17 protein-coding genes are annotated in these 21,204 nt (G+C 70.4%); 7 read left to right on the forward strand and 10 right to left on the reverse strand.

Annotation, left to right across the window (positions count from 1 at the left end):
- Positions 1-92: 92 nt before the first annotated feature.
- Entirely contained in the window at positions 93-278 is a 186-nt protein-coding gene (locus SK803_RS02750) for a hypothetical protein (RefSeq protein ID WP_319964113.1), read from the reverse strand.
- Between the two features lie 193 nt (positions 279-471).
- Here SK803_RS02750 and SK803_RS02755 point away from each other — a divergent pair, with 193 nt between their 5' ends.
- The 3 genes from SK803_RS02755 to SK803_RS02765 are packed head-to-tail and all read left to right on the forward strand — an operon-like array spanning position 472 to position 4,285.
- Positions 472-1,473 carry a hypothetical protein gene (locus tag SK803_RS02755; protein WP_319964114.1) on the forward strand — a complete coding sequence of 334 codons (1,002 nt, stop codon included), beginning with the start codon at positions 472-474 and terminating at the stop codon, positions 1,471-1,473.
- On the forward strand, positions 1,470-2,999 hold the full coding sequence (locus SK803_RS02760) for a coiled-coil domain-containing protein (RefSeq protein WP_319964115.1): 1,530 nt from the start codon (positions 1,470-1,472) through the stop codon (positions 2,997-2,999). Before SK803_RS02755 ends, SK803_RS02760 begins: the two co-directional genes overlap by 4 nt.
- Positions 2,996-4,285: an MFS transporter gene (locus SK803_RS02765; RefSeq protein ID WP_319964116.1), complete on the forward strand. Its 1,290-nt coding sequence runs from the start codon at positions 2,996-2,998 to the stop codon at positions 4,283-4,285. The genes SK803_RS02760 and SK803_RS02765 overlap by 4 nt, the downstream gene beginning before the upstream one ends.
- Here the strand turns inward: SK803_RS02765 and SK803_RS02770 are convergent.
- From SK803_RS02770 to SK803_RS02780, 3 genes are read right to left on the reverse strand one after another with little or no spacing between them, the layout of a single operon-like run.
- Entirely contained in the window at positions 4,251-4,724 is a 474-nt protein-coding gene (locus tag SK803_RS02770) for a potassium channel family protein (protein ID WP_319964117.1), read from the reverse strand. The two genes, SK803_RS02765 and SK803_RS02770, sit on opposite strands and share 35 nt — an antisense overlap.
- On the reverse strand, positions 4,721-5,206 hold the full coding sequence (locus SK803_RS02775) for a DUF1269 domain-containing protein (RefSeq protein ID WP_319964118.1): 486 nt from the start codon (positions 5,204-5,206) through the stop codon (positions 4,721-4,723). Before SK803_RS02775 ends, SK803_RS02770 begins: the two co-directional genes overlap by 4 nt.
- A 36-nt stretch (positions 5,207-5,242) precedes the next feature.
- On the reverse strand, positions 5,243-7,066 hold the full coding sequence (locus tag SK803_RS02780) for a glycoside hydrolase family 15 protein (protein ID WP_319964119.1): 1,824 nt from the start codon (positions 7,064-7,066) through the stop codon (positions 5,243-5,245).
- Between the two features lie 152 nt (positions 7,067-7,218).
- Here SK803_RS02780 and SK803_RS02785 point away from each other — a divergent pair, with 152 nt between their 5' ends.
- Positions 7,219-7,638 (forward strand): DUF7144 family membrane protein, encoded by a 420-nt coding sequence (locus tag SK803_RS02785; RefSeq protein WP_319964120.1) that lies wholly within the window; start codon positions 7,219-7,221, stop codon positions 7,636-7,638.
- Positions 7,638-8,648 carry an AI-2E family transporter gene (locus SK803_RS02790; RefSeq protein WP_319964121.1) on the forward strand — a complete coding sequence of 337 codons (1,011 nt, stop codon included), beginning with the start codon at positions 7,638-7,640 and terminating at the stop codon, positions 8,646-8,648. Before SK803_RS02785 ends, SK803_RS02790 begins: the two co-directional genes overlap by 1 nt.
- Here SK803_RS02790 and SK803_RS02795 read toward each other — a convergent pair.
- Together SK803_RS02795 and SK803_RS02800 are read right to left on the reverse strand one after the other, a co-directional pair.
- Positions 8,590-10,017 carry an alpha-amylase family protein gene (locus SK803_RS02795; protein WP_319964122.1) on the reverse strand — a complete coding sequence of 476 codons (1,428 nt, stop codon included), beginning with the start codon at positions 10,015-10,017 and terminating at the stop codon, positions 8,590-8,592. The two genes, SK803_RS02790 and SK803_RS02795, sit on opposite strands and share 59 nt — an antisense overlap.
- Positions 10,014-12,554 carry an MGH1-like glycoside hydrolase domain-containing protein gene (locus SK803_RS02800; protein WP_319964123.1) on the reverse strand — a complete coding sequence of 847 codons (2,541 nt, stop codon included), beginning with the start codon at positions 12,552-12,554 and terminating at the stop codon, positions 10,014-10,016. Before SK803_RS02800 ends, SK803_RS02795 begins: the two co-directional genes overlap by 4 nt.
- 153 nt (positions 12,555-12,707) lie before the next feature.
- Here SK803_RS02800 and SK803_RS02805 point away from each other — a divergent pair, with 153 nt between their 5' ends.
- A complete protein-coding gene (locus tag SK803_RS02805) occupies positions 12,708-13,544 on the forward strand; it encodes a patatin-like phospholipase family protein (RefSeq protein ID WP_319964124.1) in 837 nt (278 codons plus the stop codon).
- A 230-nt stretch (positions 13,545-13,774) separates the two neighbouring features.
- Here SK803_RS02805 and SK803_RS02810 read toward each other — a convergent pair whose 3' ends face one another.
- Positions 13,775-14,692 carry a peptidoglycan-binding protein gene (locus tag SK803_RS02810; protein ID WP_319964125.1) on the reverse strand — a complete coding sequence of 306 codons (918 nt, stop codon included), beginning with the start codon at positions 14,690-14,692 and terminating at the stop codon, positions 13,775-13,777.
- Positions 14,693-14,702: 10 nt separating this feature from the next.
- Positions 14,703-15,227: a helix-turn-helix transcriptional regulator gene (locus SK803_RS02815; protein ID WP_319964126.1), complete on the reverse strand. Its 525-nt coding sequence runs from the start codon at positions 15,225-15,227 to the stop codon at positions 14,703-14,705.
- Positions 15,228-15,323: 96 nt separating this feature from the next.
- On the opposite strand from SK803_RS02815, the gene SK803_RS02820 reads away from it, so the two are divergent.
- Positions 15,324-19,442 carry an nSTAND1 domain-containing NTPase gene (locus tag SK803_RS02820; protein WP_319964127.1) on the forward strand — a complete coding sequence of 1,373 codons (4,119 nt, stop codon included), beginning with the start codon at positions 15,324-15,326 and terminating at the stop codon, positions 19,440-19,442.
- Here SK803_RS02820 and SK803_RS02825 read toward each other — a convergent pair.
- Together SK803_RS02825 and SK803_RS02830 are read right to left on the reverse strand one after the other, a co-directional pair.
- Positions 19,397-20,062 (reverse strand): response regulator transcription factor, encoded by a 666-nt coding sequence (locus SK803_RS02825; RefSeq protein ID WP_319964128.1) that lies wholly within the window; start codon positions 20,060-20,062, stop codon positions 19,397-19,399. The genes SK803_RS02820 and SK803_RS02825 overlap by 46 nt on opposite strands.
- The gene (locus tag SK803_RS02830; RefSeq protein WP_319964129.1) at positions 20,059-21,144 is read right to left on the reverse strand and encodes a sensor histidine kinase; all 1,086 of its coding nucleotides are present in this window, start codon (positions 21,142-21,144) and stop codon (positions 20,059-20,061) included. Before SK803_RS02830 ends, SK803_RS02825 begins: the two co-directional genes overlap by 4 nt.
- Between the last annotated feature and the right edge of the window lie 60 nt (positions 21,145-21,204).

Raw genomic sequence — 21,204 nt, forward strand, 5'->3', positions numbered from 1 at the left:
CGGGCCTGGAAGGATCACACTCCGAACTGTCGGACATTGCTTTTTGTCTCCCGATGAAGTTCGTTTGGACATGATCGTGTGATCGAACCGCATCACCGCGAAGGCGGGCATGTGGACTCGTTCGCCTGGTCTGGAACGGAAATCAGCCACAGCGCACGGCCCATGACGCCCATCAGCCGCGGCAGCAACGAGAGCATCGCGAGCGTCCCGCTCTCGCCTGCCGGTTCGCAGTCGTCCTCACCTCCACCTGTGACGACCACGGCGAGGAAAACGGCCACGGCGAGCACGATGCGCCTGGATCGGGAACGGTCGGGTTGACGGCTCAAGATCGGTCACCTCCGCCGTCGACGCTGCCCGCCCGCACACGTGCACGGCCTCCCCCGGCGTGGGCGGTAACGGAGTGCCGCCCGGAAGGGGTTCACCTTCGACGGGTGAGGCAGCGGGCAGGGCCGCCCCAAGAACCTTTGCCTCATGAGCCACCGACTCGCGTTGCGAGACCTGATCGACGTCGTCCGTCCCGCCCGGCCCGTCGCATCCGTCTACCTGGGATCGAGCCCGCTGCGATCCTGGCGGGGGCGCTGGCAGCGACTGGCGGACCAGCTGCGCTGCGACGGCGCGGGTGCCGAACTCGTCAGCACGATCGGCGAAGTGCTGCACCGAGCCCGTTCCCTCTACCCGACAGCCGACACGCTCGTGGCGTTCGCCGGCGAGGAACTGCCGGCGCGCGTCTTCCACACGCCGGGCCTGCGCCATCTGGACCTGGCCTGGTTCAGCTCACCGGCCCACGTCCTGCCGCTGCTCGCCTGGCTGCAGGACCGCCCGCCGCGCGTGGCGGTGACCGCGGGGCGGTGCAGCGCCGATCTGGTGGCGGGCAACGAACACGTGTCGCTGAACTACCCGGAGCCGCAGTGGCAGGACGGCGTGCGTTCCGCCGCGGCCGCGTGCGCGGAGATGCTCGTCCGCCAGGAGTCGAGGCTGCTGGTGGTCGCGGGGGAGGACGAGGTGGTGGGCGCGTTGTGGGAGGCGCTGCCCGCCCCCGTCCGCCGCGACGTCGTCGTCCGGTGGAGCGGCCGCGCTCTCACGCCGGGCCGGATCGTGGCCGAAACGCGTGCCGCCGCCCGTTCGTGGACCGAGGGCGTGCTGGCCGACTTCAACGAACGCGGCCGCACCCATCGGCTGGCCGTGGAAGGCGCCGACGACACTCTGCACGCGATCGCCGCGGGGCGTCTCGACGACCTCCTCGTCGGCTACCCGGAGGACGTCACCGCCACCGCCTGGTACGGCCCCGCCCCGACCGACGTGGCCCGAGGCTGGTCTCCGGCCCGCCGCTGCGGCATGCTCGCGGACGTAGCGGTGCGCGCCGCCCTGTTGAGCGGCACGCGGGTGCACATCATCACCGCCGGCCTGCCGTCCGCGCCGTTCGAGAACATCGGCGGCCTGTGCCGCGCGCAGCTGGCCCTGGTGCGCTCATGACCACCGACCTGGTGCCGCTGCGCACCGCTTTCGACGTCGGCTGGCTCGGCTACCGCCGCGACCAGGTCCAGCACTACGTGGGCGAAACCGAACGCGACTTCGAACTGCTGGCCACCGACCGCGACGCCGCCGAGGCCCGCGCACTCTCGCTGGCGAAGGCCCTGGAAGCCGCCCGCGAGGAGAACCGCCTGCTGCGCGACCGCATCGACCGTCTCTGCCGCCAGCCGCTGTCGCCAGACTCCGTGGGCGAACGCCTCCGCCACGCCGTCGACTCGGCACTGTCGGAAGCCGCCGCGATCGTGGAACGTGCCAGCGCGATCGAGGACCACGTCTGGGCATCCGCCCGGCAGACCCACGCCGAGCACCGCGACCTGCTGACCACGACCCGCGAACGCATGTCCCGCCTCGTCCGCGAGGGCGAGGCCCGCCGTCGCGCGCTGGACGAGGCGGCGGCCCAGCAACGCGCGCAGGCCGACGAGGACTTCGAGCTGGCGCTGGCGTTGCGGCGCAAGGAAACCCTGCGGGACGCGCGGCTGGTCGAGGAGACCGCGCGGCGGCGGGCGGACCAGACGGTGCGGGAGGCGGCACGGCAGGTGGAGGTGCTGCGGGAGCACCGGGACCACGTCGCCGAGGTGCTGCGGGTGGTGCACGCGCTGCTGGGCAAGGCCGCCGGACACGTGCGGACGGGAGAAAGCGCGCCCGGCGGTCGCGGCCGGGCAGTGGAAGGGGCGCGGACTGGGGAGAACGCGCCCGGTGGGAGCGGCCGGGAAGTGGAGGGGAGGCGGGCGGGGGAGAGCGGACCCAGCGGGCCGGCGGAGTGGGGCGGTCGGTGGGCGGAGCGTGCGGGGACGGGGGAGAGCCCGGCTGGTGAGCCGGTGGCCGGGGCAGGCGGGTCGGCCGCGGGTTCGGCGGTGCCGGTCGGTGCCGGTCGGGAAGTGGTCGGTCCGCGGTGGGACGAGAGTGTGCTGGGTGGGCCGTCGGTTGCGGAAGGCCAGCGGGTGCGGCATTCGGGGACCGGTGAGCAACCGCGCGCCCCAGGCTCGCCATCGCCCACCACAGGCCGGCCATCGCCCACCACAGGCCGGCCATCGCCCGCCCTCGGCCGGCCATCGCCCGCACCAGTTCCGCGCGCGGACCACGAGCGGTGTGCGCACGATAAGCGCCGAGCGCATGACGAGCGGTGTGGGCATGACGAGCGGTGTGCGCACGATAAGCGCCGAGCGCATGACGAGCGGTGTGGGCATGACGAGCGGTGTGCGCACGATGAGCGCCGGGCGCACGATGAGCGCCGGGCGCACGATGAGCGCCGGGCGCACGATGAGCGCCGGGCGCATGACGAGCGCCGGGCGCATGACGAGCGCCGGGCGCATGACGAGCGCCGGGCGCATGACGAGCGCCGGGCGCATGACGAGCGCCGAGCGCATGACGAGCGCCGAGCGCACGATGAGCGCCAAGCGCACGATGAGCGCCAAGCGCACCACGAGCGGCCCGCGGACCACGGGCGGGTCGGAGGCGGGCCGGCGTGAAGATCCTTCCCCTGGCCCTGGCCCAGTTCATCGCGAGCTACGCCGCCACCAACATGAACGTCGCCATCAGCACGATCGCCGACGACCTCGGCACCACGATCACCGGCGTCCAGACGACGATCACCCTGTTCACCCTCGTCATGGCCGCGCTCATGGTGCCGGGCAGCAAGCTCACCGACATCTGGGGCCGCCGCCGGTGTTTCGTGCTGGGCCTCACGATCTACGGCGCGGGCGCGTTGCTGGCGGCGCTCGCGCCCGGTCCCGGACTGTTGCTGGTCGGGTACGCGTTGCTCGAAGGCATCGGCTCCGCGTTGATGATTCCGCCGATCTACATCCTCGTCACGGCGCTCGCCAAGGATTCCACAGCGCGGGCCAGAGGCTTCGGCATCGTCTCCGGCGCGGGTGGGCTGGGTGCGGCGGCGGGGCCGTTGCTGGGCGGCCTGATCACCAGCGCGTTCAGCTGGCGGGCTTCGTTCGGGCTGCAGGTGCTGGTCGTCCTCACGATCATCGTGCTGGCCAGGAACCTGCCCAGGACCGCGCCGGAAGGCGGGAGGTTCGACGGGATCGGTGCGATCCTGTCGGGCGCCGGGCTGTTCCTGCTGGTGCTGGGGGTGTTGCGCACCAACGTGAACGGCTGGCAGACCACCACGTGGTTGCTGATCGGCGCGGGGGTCGTGGTGCTGGCGTTGTTCGGGGTGCACATCAGCAGGGCGAAGAACCCGTTGTGCGACCCGAAGCTGTTCAAGGACCGCACGTCGAACCTCGGCCTCGGCACGCAGCTGATCCAGTGGCTCGTGCTGCAGGGCACGTTCTTCGTGCTTTCCGTGCACCTGCAACAGGAACAGCATCTCAGCGCGATCGAGACCGGCGTCGCGCTGTTGCCCGCCACCGTCGGCATGCTCGTGACCTCCGCGCTGGCGGGCAGGTTCGCGCGCAAGTACGCCCAGCCCACGCTGATCCGCGTGGGCTTCGTGCTCACGATCTTCGGCACCCTGCAGCAACCGGTCGGGCTGTTCCTGCTCGGCGCTGGCATCGGGATCATGCTGACGGCCTCGGTGAACGTCGTGCAGTCGCGCTGGCCCGACGAGGACCAGGCGGACGTGTCCGGGGTGTCGCGGGCGATGTCGAACCTGGGGTCCTCGTTCGGCACGGCGCTGGTCGGGTCGGTTCTCCTCGGGGCGGGGCATCCGTACCGCGCGGCGCTGACTTTGCTGGTCCTGTTCTCCACCGCGGGTCTCGTGCTGGCGTTGTTCATCCGGAGCGACGGCGAACCGCGGCGAGGATGACCTTCAAGGCCACGCCCAGCAGGAGCAGGTCCAGCACCATCTGCACGGTCACCAGCACCCGGGCTGTGGTGGAAACCGGGGTGATGTCGCCGAATCCGACCGTCGCGAACACCGTGACGACGAAGTACAGGGCATCGGTGCGGCTCAGCGGAACCGTGAAGCTGCCGGGCTGATGCCGGGCCAGCAGGAAGCAGGCCTGGGCGAACACCATGAGGAACAACGGAATCACCAGCGCGAGCGCCTGCACGCCCTGCCAGCCGGGGTGCTCCGACCGCCCGATCATCCGCACCTGCCACCAGAACACCACGACGACCAGCAGCAGAGCCGCGACCAGCCGGAGCACGGTGAATCCGTCCTCCGGCTGGTCTATCGGCAGGCGGTAGTAGACCAGCAGCAGCACCCCGACAGTCGCTGCCGGCCGCACCACCGCCCAGGTCACGAGGTGAACGTCTCCTTCAGCAGCTTCTCCTGGTCCGCGGAGAGGTTCGTGGTGATGAGCGAGGCCCCGGTCTGCTTGAACTGGTCGGCGACCCGGTCCACGACCGCGTTCTCGGACATCACGAACAACGCGGACGTGCCCGGCGTGACGCTTTCGCGGACGTCCTGGACGAAGTTGTCATCGATGCCTGCCCTGGACAGCGAGCCGGACAGCGCGCCGATGCCCGCGCCGATCACCGCCCCCAGCACCGGGATGAAGAAGATCAGCCCGAACAGCAGCCCCCAGAACGCTCCGCCTAGCGTGCCCGCGCCGGTGAGCTTGCCGAGCTCCTTGGTCTTCGGGCGTTTCGCACCTTCCTCCCAGTAGACGTACGCCGTGTCGCGGATGGTGATCAGTTGCTGGTCCTGGAGCTTCTGCAACAGGTCGAGCGCGTTGCGCGCCCCGTCGGAGGTGTCGAACTTCCACACGGTCAAAGTGGCCATGGCCGAAACTGTGCGAGAAGAACAGAGCACGAGTCCTCACCCGCCGAGGGTGAGCTGTTCGTCGAGGGTGACGGCCGCGTCGATGAGGGCCAGGTGGGTGAACGCCTGCGGGAAGTTGCCGAGCTGCTCGCCGGTCAGCCCGATCTCCTCGGCGAACAGACCGAGGTGGTTGCCGTAGGTCAGCATCTTCTCGAACACCAGCCGCGCCTCCCTGGCCCGTCCGGACAGTGCCAGCGCGGTCACGTAGTTGAAGGTGCACAACGAGAAGGTGCCCTCCGACCCGCGCAGTCCGTCCGGTGCGGCCTCGGTGTCGTAGCGCAGCACCAGACTGTCGTGCACGAGCGACTCCATGGCGGCCAACGCGTCCAGCCACACGGGGTCGTGCGGGGAGACGAAACCGACCTGCGGCAGCCGCATCAAGGACGCGTCCAGCGCGGATGAGCCGTACCGCTGCACGAACGCTCCGGTCGTCCGGTCCCAGCCCCGTTCCCACACCTGGCCGTAGATCTGGTCGCGCGCCGAACGCCAGCGCTCCACCGGCCCCGGCCTGCCTTCCGCAGTGGCGATGCGGATCGCCCGGTCGAACGCGACCCAGCTCATCACCCGGCCGTAGGTGAAGTCGGCGCGCCCTGACCTGGTCTCCCAGATGCCCTCCTCCGGCTGGTCCCAGTTCTGCGCCAGCCACTCCAGCTGCTCGACCACCGCGTGCCAGCCGCGGTGCGAGATCCGCAGACCGCACAGGTGCGCCGCGTACACGCTGTCCATGAACTCGCCGTGGATGTCGAGCTGCAGCTGGCCCGCCGCCCCGTTGCCCGCCCGCACCGGCGACGATCCCCGGTATCCCTCGAAGTGCTCCAGCACGTGCTCGGTGAGATCGGCGGACCCGTCGACCGCGTACATCACCTGCAACGGCCCTGCCTCTTCGCAGCGCTCGGTGAGGAATCGTCCGAACGCCGCGGCCTCCGAGGTGAAGCCCAGGCGCAGCAACGACGACACGGCGAACGACGCGTCACGGACCCAGGTGTACCGGTAGTCCCAGTTCCGCTCGCCACCGAGTTGTTCCGGCAGGCCGGCGGTCGGCGCCGCGATCAACGCACCGGAGGGCGCGTAGGTCAGCAGCTTCAACGTGATCGCGGACCGGTCGACCGCCTCGCGCCAGCGGCCCCGGTAGGTCGACTGGGTGAGCCAGCTGTGCCAGAACAGCACCGTGGCGTCGAACAACTCCCGCGCCTCGGCCGCGCTGACCGCACGGGGCGGACCCGTGGCACCGGACTCCAGCACGATGCCACGGGTCTGGCCCTCCGTCAGGGAGAGCGTGGCGCGCAGGTCCTGCGTGTCGGTGATCTCCCCGGACACCACCCGCGGATCGCCGGGTTCGCGGACCGCGTGCAGCACCAGCCCGAACTGGCCGCAGTCGAAGATCACGCCGTCGTCGGTGATCCGCGCGCGGTGGGCGCGACGGCCGTAGTCGAACCGCGGCGCCACATCGACCTCGAACGTCATGCGTCCGCGCACGCACCGCACGATGCGCACCAGCCGATGCCGTTCGGTCGCGTTCTCGTCCGGCAGGGGTGGCATGAAGTCGACGACCTCACCCGTGCCCTCGTCGGTCATGAACCGGGTGATCAGCACGGCGGTGTCGGGGAAGTACAGCTGACGCCCGGTGTGCCCGGAGGAAGGCCTGATGCGGCAGAACCCGCCGCGCTGCCGGTCGAGCAGTGAGGCGAACACGGACGGCGAGTCGAACCGCGGGCCGCAGAACCAGTCCACGGTGCCGTCGGTGGACACCAGCGCGGAGGTCTGCAGGTCGCCGATCAGCCCGTGGTCGGCGATCAGCGGGTACGGGGGTTGTGTCGTCATGGGATCGAGACTTCGCGGCAGGGCGGGGACAGGTCTTCACCCTCCCGGACCGAGCACCGCGCCGCCTCTCGCGCGAAACGGGTGAAGATCCGCGCCGCGCGCCGGTGCCACGGTGACCGGGCAATTCCTCGTCCCGAGACAACGGAGGCACGATGCGGGAAACAGGCTGGCTCGGCTGGATCTGGTTCGCGGGCATCATGATGATCGTCATGGGCTCGTTCAACGCCATTGAGGGGCTGGTGGCGTTGTTCCGCGGTGAGTACTACGTCGTGACCGAGGAGCAGGTGCTCGTCTTCGACCTCACCGCGTGGGGCTGGATCACCCTTCTGATCGGGATTCTGGTGGCGCTCGCCGGCGCCGCGCTGCTCTCCGGTGCCGCGTGGGCCAGGGTGCTCACGGTGGTGCTCGCGGTGGTCAACTCGGTGGCACAACTGGCGTTCATGTCGGTGCACCCGGTGTGGTCCACGATCGTCATCGCGCTGTGCGTGATAGTGATCTGGGCTGTGGTCGTGCACGGTTCCGAGGCGGACGCCACGATGACGACCAAGTACGAGACGACGCACAACCACTGATGCCTCGCGCACTCACGATCCTGCTCGGTGGCGCGGCCGCGGTCGTCGTGGTCGCCGGTGTGCGGGCGGTCGCGTGGCTGGTGGCGCCGGCGATGCTGGCGTTGCTGGTCGTCATCGCGATCAGTCCCGTGCACCGGCGGCTGCGCGGCCGCGGCGCGCCGCCGTGGCTGGCGACGCTCGCGGTGGTGGTGCTCGTCTACGGCGTGCTGGGCGTCGTCGCCGTCACGGTGGCGATGTCCGGGGCGCGGCTGGCGTCGATGCTGCCGGAGTTCGCGCGTGACGAACTGGTCGTGCGGGCCGTGCGGGCGATCGACGGCCTCGACAGGGGGCAGCTCGTCGGCGCGATCGGCGGGCTGCTGACCGAGCTGACGAGCCTCACCACGAGTCTGGTGTTCCTGGTGGCACTGCTGCTGTTCCTCGGTGTCGAGGTCGGCTGGGCGAACTCCCGGCTGGCCGACATCGCGGCGGATCGGCCGTACCTGCGGGAGGCGCTGATCGAGTTCGTCCGCCGGACCCGGCGCTACGTGGTCGTCACGACGGTGTTCGGGTTCATCGTGGCGGTGCTCGACACGGTGGGACTGGCTCTGCTCGGCGTCCCGCTCGCCGTGTTGTGGGGGGTGTTGTCCTTCGTCACCAACTACATCCCCACCATCGGGTTCATCCTCGGGGTCGTGCCGCCCGCGGTGCTCGCGCTGCTCCAGCACGGCCCGCGCCGGGCGCTGGCCGTGCTGGTGTTCTACGTGGCGCTGAACTTCGTGGTGCAGTCGCTGATCCAGCCGCGGTTCACCGGCGACGCCGCCGGGTTGTCGACCACCGTCACGTTCCTGGCCCTGGTGTTCTGGGCCTGGGTGCTCGGCCCGCTCGGCGCGTTGCTGGCGGTGCCGCTCACGGTGCTGGTGAAGGTGTTGCTGGTCGACATCGACCCGGCGGCGGGCTGGGCGGCGGCCCTGCTCAGACCGCCGCGAAGAGGTGACAGCCCCACGGCTCCAGTGCCACGAACAGCGGACTGAGATCGTCCTCGTGCTCGTACACCATTCCGTCGAGCAGATCGGTGTACCGGTGCAGCTCCACCGGTAGCAGCCCCTGGGCCGGCCGGTCGGAGTAGTTCACGACCACGACGTGCCGGGCACCGCCGGCGGCTGTCCACGTCCACGCGAGCAGTCGCCGGCACGACTGGTTGTCCGGCCAGCCCTCGGCGTCGAGCAGCCGCCACTCGCCGAGCCGCACCTGGTGATCGCTCACGATCGCGAGCAGGCGCCGGTACCAGGCGGCGAGGTCGTGGTCGAGAGGTTCGTCCGGCCGCCGGGCCAGGAACACCGGCGGCCGGACGCGCCTGCCCTCGAACTGTCCCTCGTGCCAGAGCGTCGCACCGGGCAACGTCGCGATCGCCACGGCGGCTGCCCGCGCGGCGGCCGGCGAGAGCCGGCTCGCGATGCGCGGCTCGTCCTGGTTCTCCAGGAACCGCAGGAGCCTGGACTGGTAACCGGGATCGGCTCGCAGGTGATCGCGCACCCCGTCGTTGCCGAGAAGCCGGTCGTAGAGGCGCTTGTCGTAGCAGAAGTTGAAACCCTGCTGCTGCAACGGCCATTCCATGTCCCAGTACGCCTCGGCGATCAGCACGGTCTCCGGGTGGTCGGCCCGCAGGCCCCCGATGACCTCCGGCCAGAAGTCCTGCTCCGGTGCCGTCCTGCCCCACGTGCGCGCGAAGACCTCGTTGGTGGCGAGCATGGCCATGTCGCAGCGGATCCCGTCGCAGCGTGCGGCGACCGAGCTGAGCGTCAGGGTGGCAGCCGCGCGGAACGCGGGGGAGAAGGCGTCGAGCTGCAGGACGTCCGGCCACGGCGGGAAGTACGGATCCTTGCCACGAGCCAGGACGTTTCCCCCGACGACGAGCCACCTGCGCGGGTCGTCGGTGTAGTCGTCGGCGTCCCCGCGCACGAAGAACTCCGGATGCTCCAGCACCCAGGGATGGTCCGGTGCCACGTGGTTCGGCACGTAGTCGAGGATCAGCCGCACCCCGCGGGTGACCAGTTCCGCGCGTGCCTTCGCGAGGCCTTCCTCGCCGCCGAGCTCCTCGGCCACGGCGTAGCGGCGCACGCAGTACGGCGACCCGGCGACGTCCTCCGCGCGCAGGTCCGGCAGCGCCGCGCGGAACGACTCCCGCAGGCCGGGATGCGCGTTCGCGATCGCCAGCCCCAGCACGCTGCGTTCCCACACGCCCATCAGCCACACCGCGTCGACCCCGGCCGGGGTGACCGCGTGCCAGGCGGAGGCGGGCACGTCGCCGAGGGTGACCTCGCGACCTGCCTGGTGCGACAGCTCGTTCAGCCACACGGCGGTGTTGATCTCGTAGATGACCGGCTGCTCTGGCCAGCTCATCGCGCCACCTCCCGCGGCAGCAGGGCGACCAGTGCCGTCCACCCGGTCTGATGGCTCGCGCCGACGCCCGCGCCGTTGTCCCCGTGTAGGTACTCGTAGAACAGCGGCAGCTCCTGCCAGTGCGGATCCCTGTACCGCGTCTGCCCGCCGTGCACCGGGCGACCGTCCACACCGGACAGAAATGTGTCGAGCAGCCGTTCGCCGATGTCGTCCGCCACCTGGCGGAGGGTGCGCTGCCGCCCGGAACCGGTCGGGCACTCCACGGTGAACTCGTCGCCGTAGTACTCGTGCAGGTGCCGCAACGCCCGGATGACCAGCGCGTTGATCGGGAACCACACCGGTCCGCGCCAGTTCGAGTTGCCACCGAACATCCCGCTGTCGGACTCGGCCGGCAGGTAGCCGACGCGGTGCTCGACACCGTCGACGGTGAGCACGTACGGATGTTCGGCGTGCCACCGCGACAACGAGCGGATCCCGTGCGGGCTCAGGAACTCCGCGGGGTCGAGCATCCGCGCGAGGATCCGGCGCAGCCGGCTCTCGTCGAACAGCGAGAACAGCACGGGGCCGTCCGCGTCGGTCTGCGCTCCGTGCCCCCACAGCGCGGCCCGCACGGCCGGATGCCGGTCGAGGAACTCACGCATGCCGTCGACCAGCTCGGGATGCTCGCGCCGGACCTCCGGCCCGATCACCGTCGCGGCGGCCAGCGGCAGCAACCCGACGGCCGAGCGGACCTTCAACGCCGTGGTGGTCCCGTCCGGATGCCGCAGCACGTCGTGGAAGAAACCGTCCTCCTCGTCCCACAACCCGCTGCCGACGTTGCCGGTGGCCGCCGCGATCCACGCGAGGTTCTCGAGCAACGTCGCGGCCTGCTCCACCTCACCCAGTTCGAGCGCCATCTGGATCAGGTTCTGGCAGTACAACGCCATCCACGCGGTGCCGTCCGCCTGGTCGATCCGCCCGCCGGTCGGCAGGGGAGCGCTGCGGTCGAACACCCCGATGTTGTCCAGCCCGAGGAACCCGCCCTGGAACAGGTTGCGGCCGTCGGCGTCCTTGCGGTTGAGCCACCAGCCGAACGCGCGCAGCAGCGGCGGGAACACACGCGCCAGGAACTCCTTGTCGCCGTCGTACTGGTAGACGAACCACGCGGCCCACGCGTGCGCCGGCGGGTTGACGTCGCTGAAGTTCCACTCGTACGCCGGGATCTGCCCGTTGGGATGCAGGTAGCGGCGGCCGAGCAGCAGGTCGATCTGCTGCTTCGCGAGCTCCGGGTCCACGACCACCAGCGGCACCGCGTGGAAGGCCAGGTCCCACGCGGCGAACCACGGGTACTCCCACTTGTCGGGCATGACGATGACGTCCTCGGCGACGAGGTGCCGCCAGTTCTGGTCGCCTCCCAGCGGATCCGCGCCCCGTTCGGTCAGCCAGCGCTCGACGTCGAACGCGTAGTACTGCCGCGACCACAGCAGCCCCGCGAGCGCCTGCCGGCACACCAGCCGTTCGTCGGTGCGCGGATCACCGCCGAGCACCTCGTCGTAGAAGTCGTCGGCTTCTTCACGCCGCTTGGTGATCGTGGCGTCGAAGTCCGCGAACGGGTCCTGGAGACTGTGGTCGCTGAGCCGCACGCTGACCGTGGCGCTCTGCCCCGCGGGGATGCGGAACTCGTGGTGAGCGGCGGCTTTCGTGCCGACGCCGTCCGGTGTGACGGCGGTGAGATCTCCGTGCAGCACGGCCCGTTCGATGCCGTCCTTCACGTGCGGGGTGACGTTGGACGAGCCGAACACGCGCTCGTTGTCGGTCTCGTTCTCCGTCACGAGGATCGGGGCCGGCGGCGCGACGTACCACCACCGCACGCCGAGTTCCGGGTGTTCGGCCCGCACGGTGCCGGGCTCGCAGGTGTGCAGCGTCGGCATGCGGACATCGCCCGCCCACGACCAGGTGTGCCGGAACCACAGCGTGGGCAACAGGTGCAGCGTCGCTTCTTCCGGGCCGCGGTTGTGGGCCGTGACGCGCATCAGCACGTCCTCGGGACCGTCCTTCGCGTACTCCACCACGACGTCGAAGTAGCGGTCGTCGTCGAACACGCCGGTGTCGAGCAGCTCGTACTCGGGATCCTGCCGGGTGCGCGCGGCGTTGGTGGCGACGAGGTCCTCGTACGGGAACTTCGCCTGCGGATACTTGTAGAGCATCCGCAGGTACGAGGAAGTCGGTGTGGCGTCGAGGTAGTAGTAGCACTCCTTGACGTCCTCGCCGTGGTTGCCCTCGCCGTTGGTGAGACCGAACAACCGTTCCTTGAGGATCGTGTCGGTGCCGTTCCACAACGCCAGCGACAGACAGACGCGTTGCCGGTCGTCGCTGAACCCGGCCAGCCCGTCCTCACCCCATCGATACGCCCGATACCTGGCCTGGTCGTGGGTGAACGCCGTCCAGGCGTCGTCGCCACCCTCGCGGACCGTTCCCCACTGCCGTTCGCTGAGATACGGTCCCCACCTCCGCCACGGACCCGCCTCCTGCAGTCGCTGCTTCTCCGCACTGACCACGTCGCCCACCTCTCGTCGCTCGGAAACCCCAGGCTGGCTGGGAGATCGGGCGTGCCGGTTCACCTCGCGCGGATGGTTCGGAGGTCCGCGACCACCCGTGCCGGAGGAGTTGGCCCCTCGCTGCGGCGGGCGTGGCGCGAGGAGGATGAGGGGATGGCGACCGCGTTCGTGCTCGCAGGCGGTGGGAGCTTGGGCGCGACGGAGGTCGGCATGCTGGCCGCGCTCATCGACGCGGACGTCCACCCGGACTTCGTCGTCGGCACCTCGGTGGGCGCGGCCAACGCCGCCTGGTACGCGCTGCATCCGTCCGATGTGGACTCGCTGGTCGACCTCTGGGTCTCGTTGCGCCGCACGGACGTCTTCCCGATCCGGCCGGTGCGCGGACTGCTCGGCCTGTTCGGCTTCCGCGACCACCTCGTGCCGAACGCCGCGTTGCGCCGCCTGCTGGCACGCTCGCTGGGCTCGATCGACCTGACCAGCACGGTGATTCCCGTGCACGTCGGCGCGACCGACGTGTTGTCCGGGGAGGAAGTCCTGCTGTCGAGGGGAAACGCGGTCGACGCGGTGCTGGCCTCGACCGCGATTCCCGCGGTGTTCCCACCGCTGCACCTGGACGGCCGGTACCTGATGGACGGCGGCGCGGTGAACAACAACCCGGTGTCCCACGCGGTCGCGCTGGGTGCCGATCAGGTGTGGGTGCTGCCGACCGGCTACGCGTGCTCGTTGACCTCGCCGCCGAGAAGCGCCGTCGCGATCGCGTTGCAGGCGTTGACGTTGCTGGTCAACCATCGGCTGGCGGTGGACGTCGAACGCTATCGGGACGAGGTCGAGCTGCGGGTGGTGCCCTCGCTCTGCCCGCTGCGGGTGTCACCCGGTGACTTCACCCGCGGGCGGGAGCTGATCGACGCCGCGTACGCGAGCACCCGCGACTGGCTGGCGGCCGGGTGCCCGGCCGGTTCGGCGCATCAGGCCTGCGGCTCGAACGCCTAGGTGAACCTCTTGGCTCGTTGGTCTCGAAGGGCGTCTGCAAGTACTACCAACACTTGATCGAATCGCCCTCAACCACACCCAACCTGTTCGCTGTCCGCCGCAGCAGGTCCGGGAGCAGTTGGTAGTGGAGAAGTGCTTGTTGATGTTGAGTTGGTGGTACTTGCAGACGCCATCAGGGCCAGGCGACGACCGCGTGGCGCGTCACGGACAGAACCTTTTCGGAGGCCTGCTCAGTAGAAGCAGCCGGTCCTCGGCAGCGAGGACGGCGCCGGCGGCGTGCGGCCGTCGTAGATCGCGAGCAGGAAGTTCTGCGGGCAGTACGACGTCCCGCTGATCTTGATCGCGAAGTGCAGGTGCGGGCCGGTCGAGTTGCCGGTGTTGCCGGTCGTGCCGACCCGGTCGCCGGCCTTGACGGCGGCACCGTTCGCCACGGACCACCCGGAGAAGTGGCAGTAGATGTAGTCGACGCCGCTCTTGACGATCCGCAGGCCGTTCCCGCAGCCGCTGGGCTCGTTGATGCGGTAGGCGGTGCCGGTGACCGCCGCGTACGCCGGGACGTTGTTCACGGGCAGGTCGATGGCCGGGTAGTCGTGGTGCGGGTCGTCGTACTCGCTGCGCGGCAGGGCGCTCTTGGCCAGCGGGAGGCTGTAGGAGCCGCCACCGGACGACGGGGTGCCGCCGACGAGGGTCTGCCAGGTGTTCGGGCCGACGACGCCGTCGGCGGACAGGCCCTTCGAGCTCTGGAACGCGACCGCGGCGTTGTGGGTGCCGCCGCCGAAGTCGCCGTCCTCCGCCAGGCCGTAGCCGTAGCGGTTGAGCTGGACCTGGGCGGCGCGGACCGCGTTGCTGTTGTTGCCGCGCTGGACGCTGACGATCAGCTTCGGCCAGGTGTTCGGGCCGATCTCACCGTCGGAGGACAGGCCGTTGGCGCTCTGGAACTGCTTGACCGCGGTTTCGGTGGCCGGGCCGAAGTCGCCGTCGGCGCTGATGTTGTAGCCGCGGTGGCGCAGGAGGTGCTGGGCCGTCAGCACGTTCGACCCGTTCTGGCCGACCTTGACGTTCGGCCACGCCGGCAGGGCGGCCTGAGCAGGGCTGACGAGTCCTATCAGAACCCCGAACGAGATCAGGGCGGCAACGAGGATTCTCATGCCCAGCACGCTAGGAACGCACCAGCAGCGGGCGCCCTAGTCGCGAGACCAGTTGCGTGCGGTCGCGGCAGCCGAACTTCCTCAGCAGGTTCGAGACGTGGTACTTGACCGCGCTCACCGTGATGAACATGGCGGCGGCGATCTCCGCGTTCTCCCGCCCCTCTGCTATCAGCCGCAACGTCTCGCGCTCACGGCCGGTGAGGGACGCCGGCGGGGGAGTGGGCAGCAGCGACGACACCAGCCGCGGCGACACCCAGCCGCCGAACCGGTGCACGTCGTGGATCGCCCGCACGATGTCGTCCAGCGGGTCGTCGGCGAGCACGAGCCCGGTCACGCCCGCCCGGACCAGTCCGTCCACGGCGCCGACGAACGGCAGCACCGCGACGGTCCGCGGCCCGCCGGCGGTGGCGGCGTCGGTGACGGTCACATCGGCGGGAGTGCCTGGGGCAGCCCACGACAGGGTGGCCAGGCGCGAGGAGATCTTGTCTGCCAGCAGGGCGCTGCGCAGCGACAGCGCGACATGGATTTTCCGCACAGCCCGGAACGGTCTGGTGAGGACCGTATTTTCCCGTATCGGCTTCGTATAACGCCTGGTCGTTGTTACCGTTCCGCCGGTCGAGGGGGAGGGTGCGTGGAGTTCCGGGTGCTTGGTCCGCTCGTCGTCGTGGCAGGGAACGCCGAGGTGCCGTTGCGCTCGGCCAAGCAACGGATCCTGCTGGCGATGCTGTTGCGGCACGCGAACACGCCTGTCTCGCCGCAGCGGTTGATCGAGGCGCTGTGGGAGGTCCCGCCGGCTTCCGCGCAGGAGAACGTCCGGCTGTACGTCTACCAGCTCAAGCGCGCGCTCGATCTCGGCGACCGGCTCACGCGCGAGCCGGCGGGGTACGAGCTCACGATCCACGCCGGTGAACTCGACGCGAACCGTTTCGACCAGCTGGCGGAGGACGGCGAACGGGCGCTCGCGGACGGCGACCCGGCCAAGGCGGCCGACCTGCTCGCCGAGGCCCTCGGCAAGTGGCGCGGACCGGCCTACCCGGACCTGCCCGGCCAGTTCGCGGCACGGTTCGACGAGGCACGGCTGAGAGCCGTCGAAACGCGTGTCGCGGCGGAACTGGCGCTCGGCAGGCACGCCGAGGTGATCGGTGAGCTGGCCGAGCTGGCGGAGGCCCACCCGTACCGGGAACCGTTGCACGCCAAGCTGATGACCGCCCTCTACGGCGCGAACCGGCAGGCAGAGGCGCTGGAGGTGTTCCGCCGGGCGCGCGAACGGCTCGTGGACGATCTCGGCATCGAACCGGGTCCCGACCTGCGTGGCCTGCACGAGACGATGCTGCGGGGTGAACAGGTCGACGAACCCGCTCCGCCGAAGCTTTCCCGTGCCGACTGCCCGTATCGCGGCCTGATGGCGTACCAGCCGGAGCACCACCCGTGGTTCTTCGGCCGCGACCACCTCGTCGAACTGGTCACGCGCAGGATCGAGCGCTATCCCGTGGTCGGGGTGTTCGGTGCGTCCGGCAGCGGCAAGTCCTCGTTGCTGAGGGCCGGTGTCGTAGGCGGCCTCGATGAGACGTGGCGGCCGGTCGTGATCACGCCGACCGCGCGCCCGGTGGAAGCGCTCACCACCGCGCTCGCGTCGATCACCGGCAAGCGCGCTGACCTGGGCAGCGATCCGGCCGCGTTCGACGTCGACGTGCGCAACGCCCTCTCCGGCGGTCCCGACGACGTGCGCGTGCTGCTCGTCGTGGACCAGCTGGAAGAGCTGTTCACCCTGTGCGCCAGCGAAAGTGAGCGCTCACAGTTCATCGCAGTGCTGCTGGACGCGGCGCAGGGACCACACCGGCGCACCCGCGTCGTGCTCGGCATCAGAGCGGACTTCCTCGCCCACGTCACGCAGCACCCCGGCCTGGTGACCGCGCTGGCCGACGAGGCGACCGTGCTGGTCGGGCCGCCCTCGACCGCCGACCTGCGGGACATCGTGCTGCGCCCGGCGGCGATGAGCGGCCTGTCCGTCGCCGCCGACCTGCTCGCCACCGTCCTCGCTGACGTGGACACCGAACCCGGCGCGCTCCCGTTGCTCTCGCACGCGCTCGTCGAGACCTGGCAGCGGTGCGGCGCCGAGCTGAACCTGGCCGCCTACCGGGCCGGTGGCGGGGTGCACGGCGCGATCGCCCAGACCGCCGAACGCGCCTACGACGAACTCGGCGAGGCCGAACAGCAGGCCATGCGCCGGATCCTGGTGCGCCTCACCGCGTTCGGCGACGGCACCGAGGACACCCGCAGGCCGATCCGCCGCGCGGAACTCGACGGCATCGCCGCACCGCGGGTGATCGACGGCGTGCTGGACCGGCTGGTGACCGAACGGTTGATCGTACTTGACGACGACACCGTCGAGATCGCGCACGAGGCCCTGATCCGCGCCTGGCCGCGGTTGCAGCGCTGGCTCTCCGACGACCGGTCGACGTTGCTGGTGCACCGCAGGCTCACCGCGGCCGCCCACACGTGGACCGAGCTGGACCAGGACGACGGCGCGCTCTACCGGGGCACCCAGCTGGTCACCGCGTCCGCCTGGGCGCAGGACCACCCCGGCGAGCTGAACGCGGCAGAGGAGGCGTTCCTCCAGGCGAGCCGCGATCGCGACGAGGCCGAGCAGGTGACCGTGAAGCGCCGCAACCGGCTGCTCACCAAGCTCGTCGCGATCATGGGCGTGCTGCTGGTGCTCGCCGCGGGCGGTGGCGGTGTCGCGTGGTGGCAGTCGCGGGAAGCCCAGCTGCGCCAACGGATCGACCAGTCGCACCAGCTCGCGCTGTCCGCGCGCGGCCTCGTCGACACGGCTCCCGACCTCGCCGGGCAGCTCGCCATCTCCGCGTTCCGGCTGCACGCGGACGACGACACCCGAGGCGCCCTGCTCAGCACCGCCTCCGCACCCCGGCGGCGCGTCGACCTGAACAACGACGGCCCGCCCGTGCTGGACGTCAGCGTGTCGTACAAGGGCGACGTGATCGCCACCGCCGACCGGGACGGCAACGTGACCCTGTGGGATCCCAGGACGCGTGAGCGGACGTTGCTGCTGTCCGACCACAATGGACTTACGGAGGGCGGTTACGCCCGGCAGGTCGAGTTCAGCGCGGACGACAGGTACATCGCCTCGAACGCCACCATGCCGACGTTGGCCGGCAGCCCGGGCGACGTCGTGGTCTGGGATCTGTCGACCCGCCAGGTCGTGTTCTCGAAACGGTTCGACGTGCTCACCACCGGACTCGCGTTCCACCCGGCAGGGACGTCGTTCGCGGTCGGTGTCGCGGGCGGCGACGTCCAGGTGTGGGACGTCGTCTCGAAGGTCAGCCGGACGCTGAAAGGGCACGCGCACGAGGTGAACTCGCTGGCGTTCAGCCCGGACGGGGCGCTGCTCGTCACCGCGAACGGCAAGGACCACCCGCTGGTCTGGGACGTCGCGGCCGGCACCCGAATCGGCGAGATCCCGTCGCTGGAGGTCAACAACGTCAGCTTCGACGGCCCCGCCAAGATCACCACGGCCACCCTGCGCAACGGCGTGAACTTCTGGGACGTGACCGGAAAGCTGCTGTCCGAGCTGCCGAAACAGGGCCCGTACGCGTGGGAGGCCTCCGCGCCGGTCGGCGGGCGGATGGCGGTGGCGGACGAGGACGGCCTGATCACGATCTGGGACATCCGCACCGGCCGCCCCATCACGACCTACCGCGACCGCGGCCGCACCGAGTCCAGGTCGCTCGCGCTGGGCCGGGACGGCACGCTGCTGGTGTCCGGCGGTTTCGGCCGGACCGTCGCGGTGCGCGAGGACGCCGTGCCCGCGTTCACCGGCCATGCCGACGGCGTCAACGACATCGACGTCTTCGAGGACACCGTCGCGTCCGCGGGTGACGACGGCACGGTGCGGTTGTGGCGGCTCGACGGCACCGCTCTGGCCACTTTGGATGGTCATCCGGACCGGGTGGAGTCCGTGTCGTTCAGCCTGGACGGCTCCCGGCTGACCGCGCTGACCCGCAACCACACCATCACGATCTGGGACGTCGCCCGGCGCTCGCAGCTGTCGTCGTTCTCCTACAGCGGTCTGGGAGCGTCGACCGACATCGCCTACCAACCGGACGGGCGTGGGCTCGTCACGGCGTCGCTCGGCCGGTTCCGCTGGAGCCTGCCCGGCCTCGTCCAAGGGACGTTCTCCGGCGGCCCGTACATCGCGAGCGCCGTCGAGTTCACGCCGGACGGCAGGTTGCTGATCTCCACCGACCCGGCGGGCGGCGCGATGCTGTGGAACGTCGCCGCCGACAAGCTCGAACGACGGGTGAGCACCGGTCAGGGCGACGTGCGTGACGTGGCGATCAGCCCGGACGGCACGCGGTTCGCCACGGCGGGGGCGAACCGGACGGTCAAGGTCTGGGACGTGGCCACCGGTGCCGAGCTGATGACGTTGTCCGGCCACTCCGCGCCGGTCGTGACGCTGGCGTTCAGCCCGTCCGGACACGCGCTGGCGTCCGGGGGAGAGGACCACGCGGTCGTCGTGTGGGACCTCGGCACCCACACTGGCGCCACGCTGACCGGGCACACCGGTCCGGTGCAGGCTGTGGCGTTCACGCGGGAGGACGAACTGGTGTCCGGCGCGAACGACTCGCGGATCATCCGCTGGTCGCTGTCCACTTCGGACGCCGAGAAGCGGATCTGCGCGGAGACCTATCCGCGTTCCGAGGTGTGCGGGACGACGAGGCCCGACTCGTAGGCGATGACGACGAGCTGGGCGCGGTCGCGGGCGTGCAGCTTGGTCATCGCGCGGTTGACGTGGGTCTTCGCGGTGAGCGGGCTGATCACCATGCTCGCGGCGATCTCGTCGTTCGACAGGCCCCGCGCCACCAGCACGACGGCCTCGCGCTCCCGGTTGGTGAGCTGGGTGAGGCTGGTGCTGGGTTTGAGCGGCTGGCTGACGTACCGGTCGATCAGCCGTCGCGTGATCGACGGGGCGAGCAGCGCGTCACCGCGTGCCGCGACCCGGACGGCGTGCAGGAAGTCCTCTGGCTGGACGTCCTTGACGAGAAACCCTGCCGCACCGGCTTTCAGGGCGTGGAAGACGTACTCGTCAAGGCCGTAGTTGGTCAGGATCACGACGTGCGTGCTGGCCAGCGAGGGGTCGGCGGCGATGTGCCTGGTCGCCTCGATGCCGTCGACCTCGGGCATCTGGACGTCGATCAACGCGATGTCCGGGGCGTGTTTCCGGGCCTGTTCCAGGCCTTCCCTGCCGTTCGCGGCCTCTGCCACGACCTCGATGTCGTCCTCCGCGTCGAGCAGCGCGCGGAAACCACTGCGGATCAACGGCTGGTCGTCCACCAGCAGGACGCGGATCACGGCTGTGCCACGGGGAGTTCGGCCTGGACGGTGAAGCCGCCCTCGCTGCGCGGTGCCGCGTCGAGCTTGCCGCCGAGCGCGGTGACCCGTTCCCTCATGCCCAGCAGTCCCACGCCCGGAGCCGCGGTGTCCTTGGGAAATGCCGTGCCGTCGTCGTCGACGCGGATGAGCAGCGCGTCCGGCCGGTAGTCGATGCTGATCTTGGCGGTCGCGGCGGCGGCGTGCCGCGCGATGTTGGTCAGCGACTCCTGCACGATCCGGTACGCCGTCCGTTCCACCGCCGCGGGCACACCGTCGTGGCGGCCTTCGATCGTGAGCTGTGCGTTCAGGCCGGTGGCTCTGGCTCGTCGGACCAGCTCGGGGACGTCGTCCATGCCGTGCGGCGGGTTCTTGTCGTCGTCTCGCAACGCCTCCAGCGTGGCGCGGAGCTCTCTGGCCGCTTCTCGTCCGGCGTCCCGGATCGCGACGAGGCTGTCCGGTACCTGTTCGCCGCGTTTCTGGGCCAGGTGGACGGCGACCTCGGCCTGCAGCTTGATCACCGAGATCTGGTGGGTGAGCGAGTCGTGGAGTTCGCGGGCGATGTGCAGGCGTTCCTCGTTCGCGCGCCTCCTGGCCGTTTCCTCCTTGGTGTGCTCGGCTTCGTCGGCCCTTCGTTCGGCCTGCCTGAGCGCTTCCCCTGCTGCCGCGGCGGCGATGAGCCAGGCGATCTGGAGGACGTCCCGGGTCTGCGCGAACGCCTCGAAGGTGGTGAGGTCGCGCGGCGACACGAGTGCGGCGAGGGGGAGCGTGACGATCATCAGCACGGACCCGGCGAGCGTGACCGCGCGATGGCCGGCCCTCATCGTCGCGTAGACGGCGAACAGGAACGCGATCACCGGTACCTCGGCCCCGGTCGCCTGGTATCCCAGCGCGAGGAGTCCGGTGGCGGCGAGCACGGCTCTGGGTGCTGTTCTGCGTGCGACCAGTACGAGCCCGCTCGCGGCCAGCAGGACGTACCCCGCGGGCGTGGCCGGGTGCCCGGCCACCACGAGGCTCGCCGCGACCCCTGCGGCGATCGCCCAGTCCAGCCAGCGCCTGCTCATGGGTGCACCTTAAACCGATGTTCGCGCTGGTAGATCCTGCGTGGGGAGGACTGTTCGGCT

The sequence above is a fragment of the Lentzea miocenica genome, assembly GCF_033949945.1.
Taxonomy (GTDB): Bacteria; Actinomycetota; Actinomycetes; order Mycobacteriales; family Pseudonocardiaceae; genus Lentzea; species Lentzea miocenica.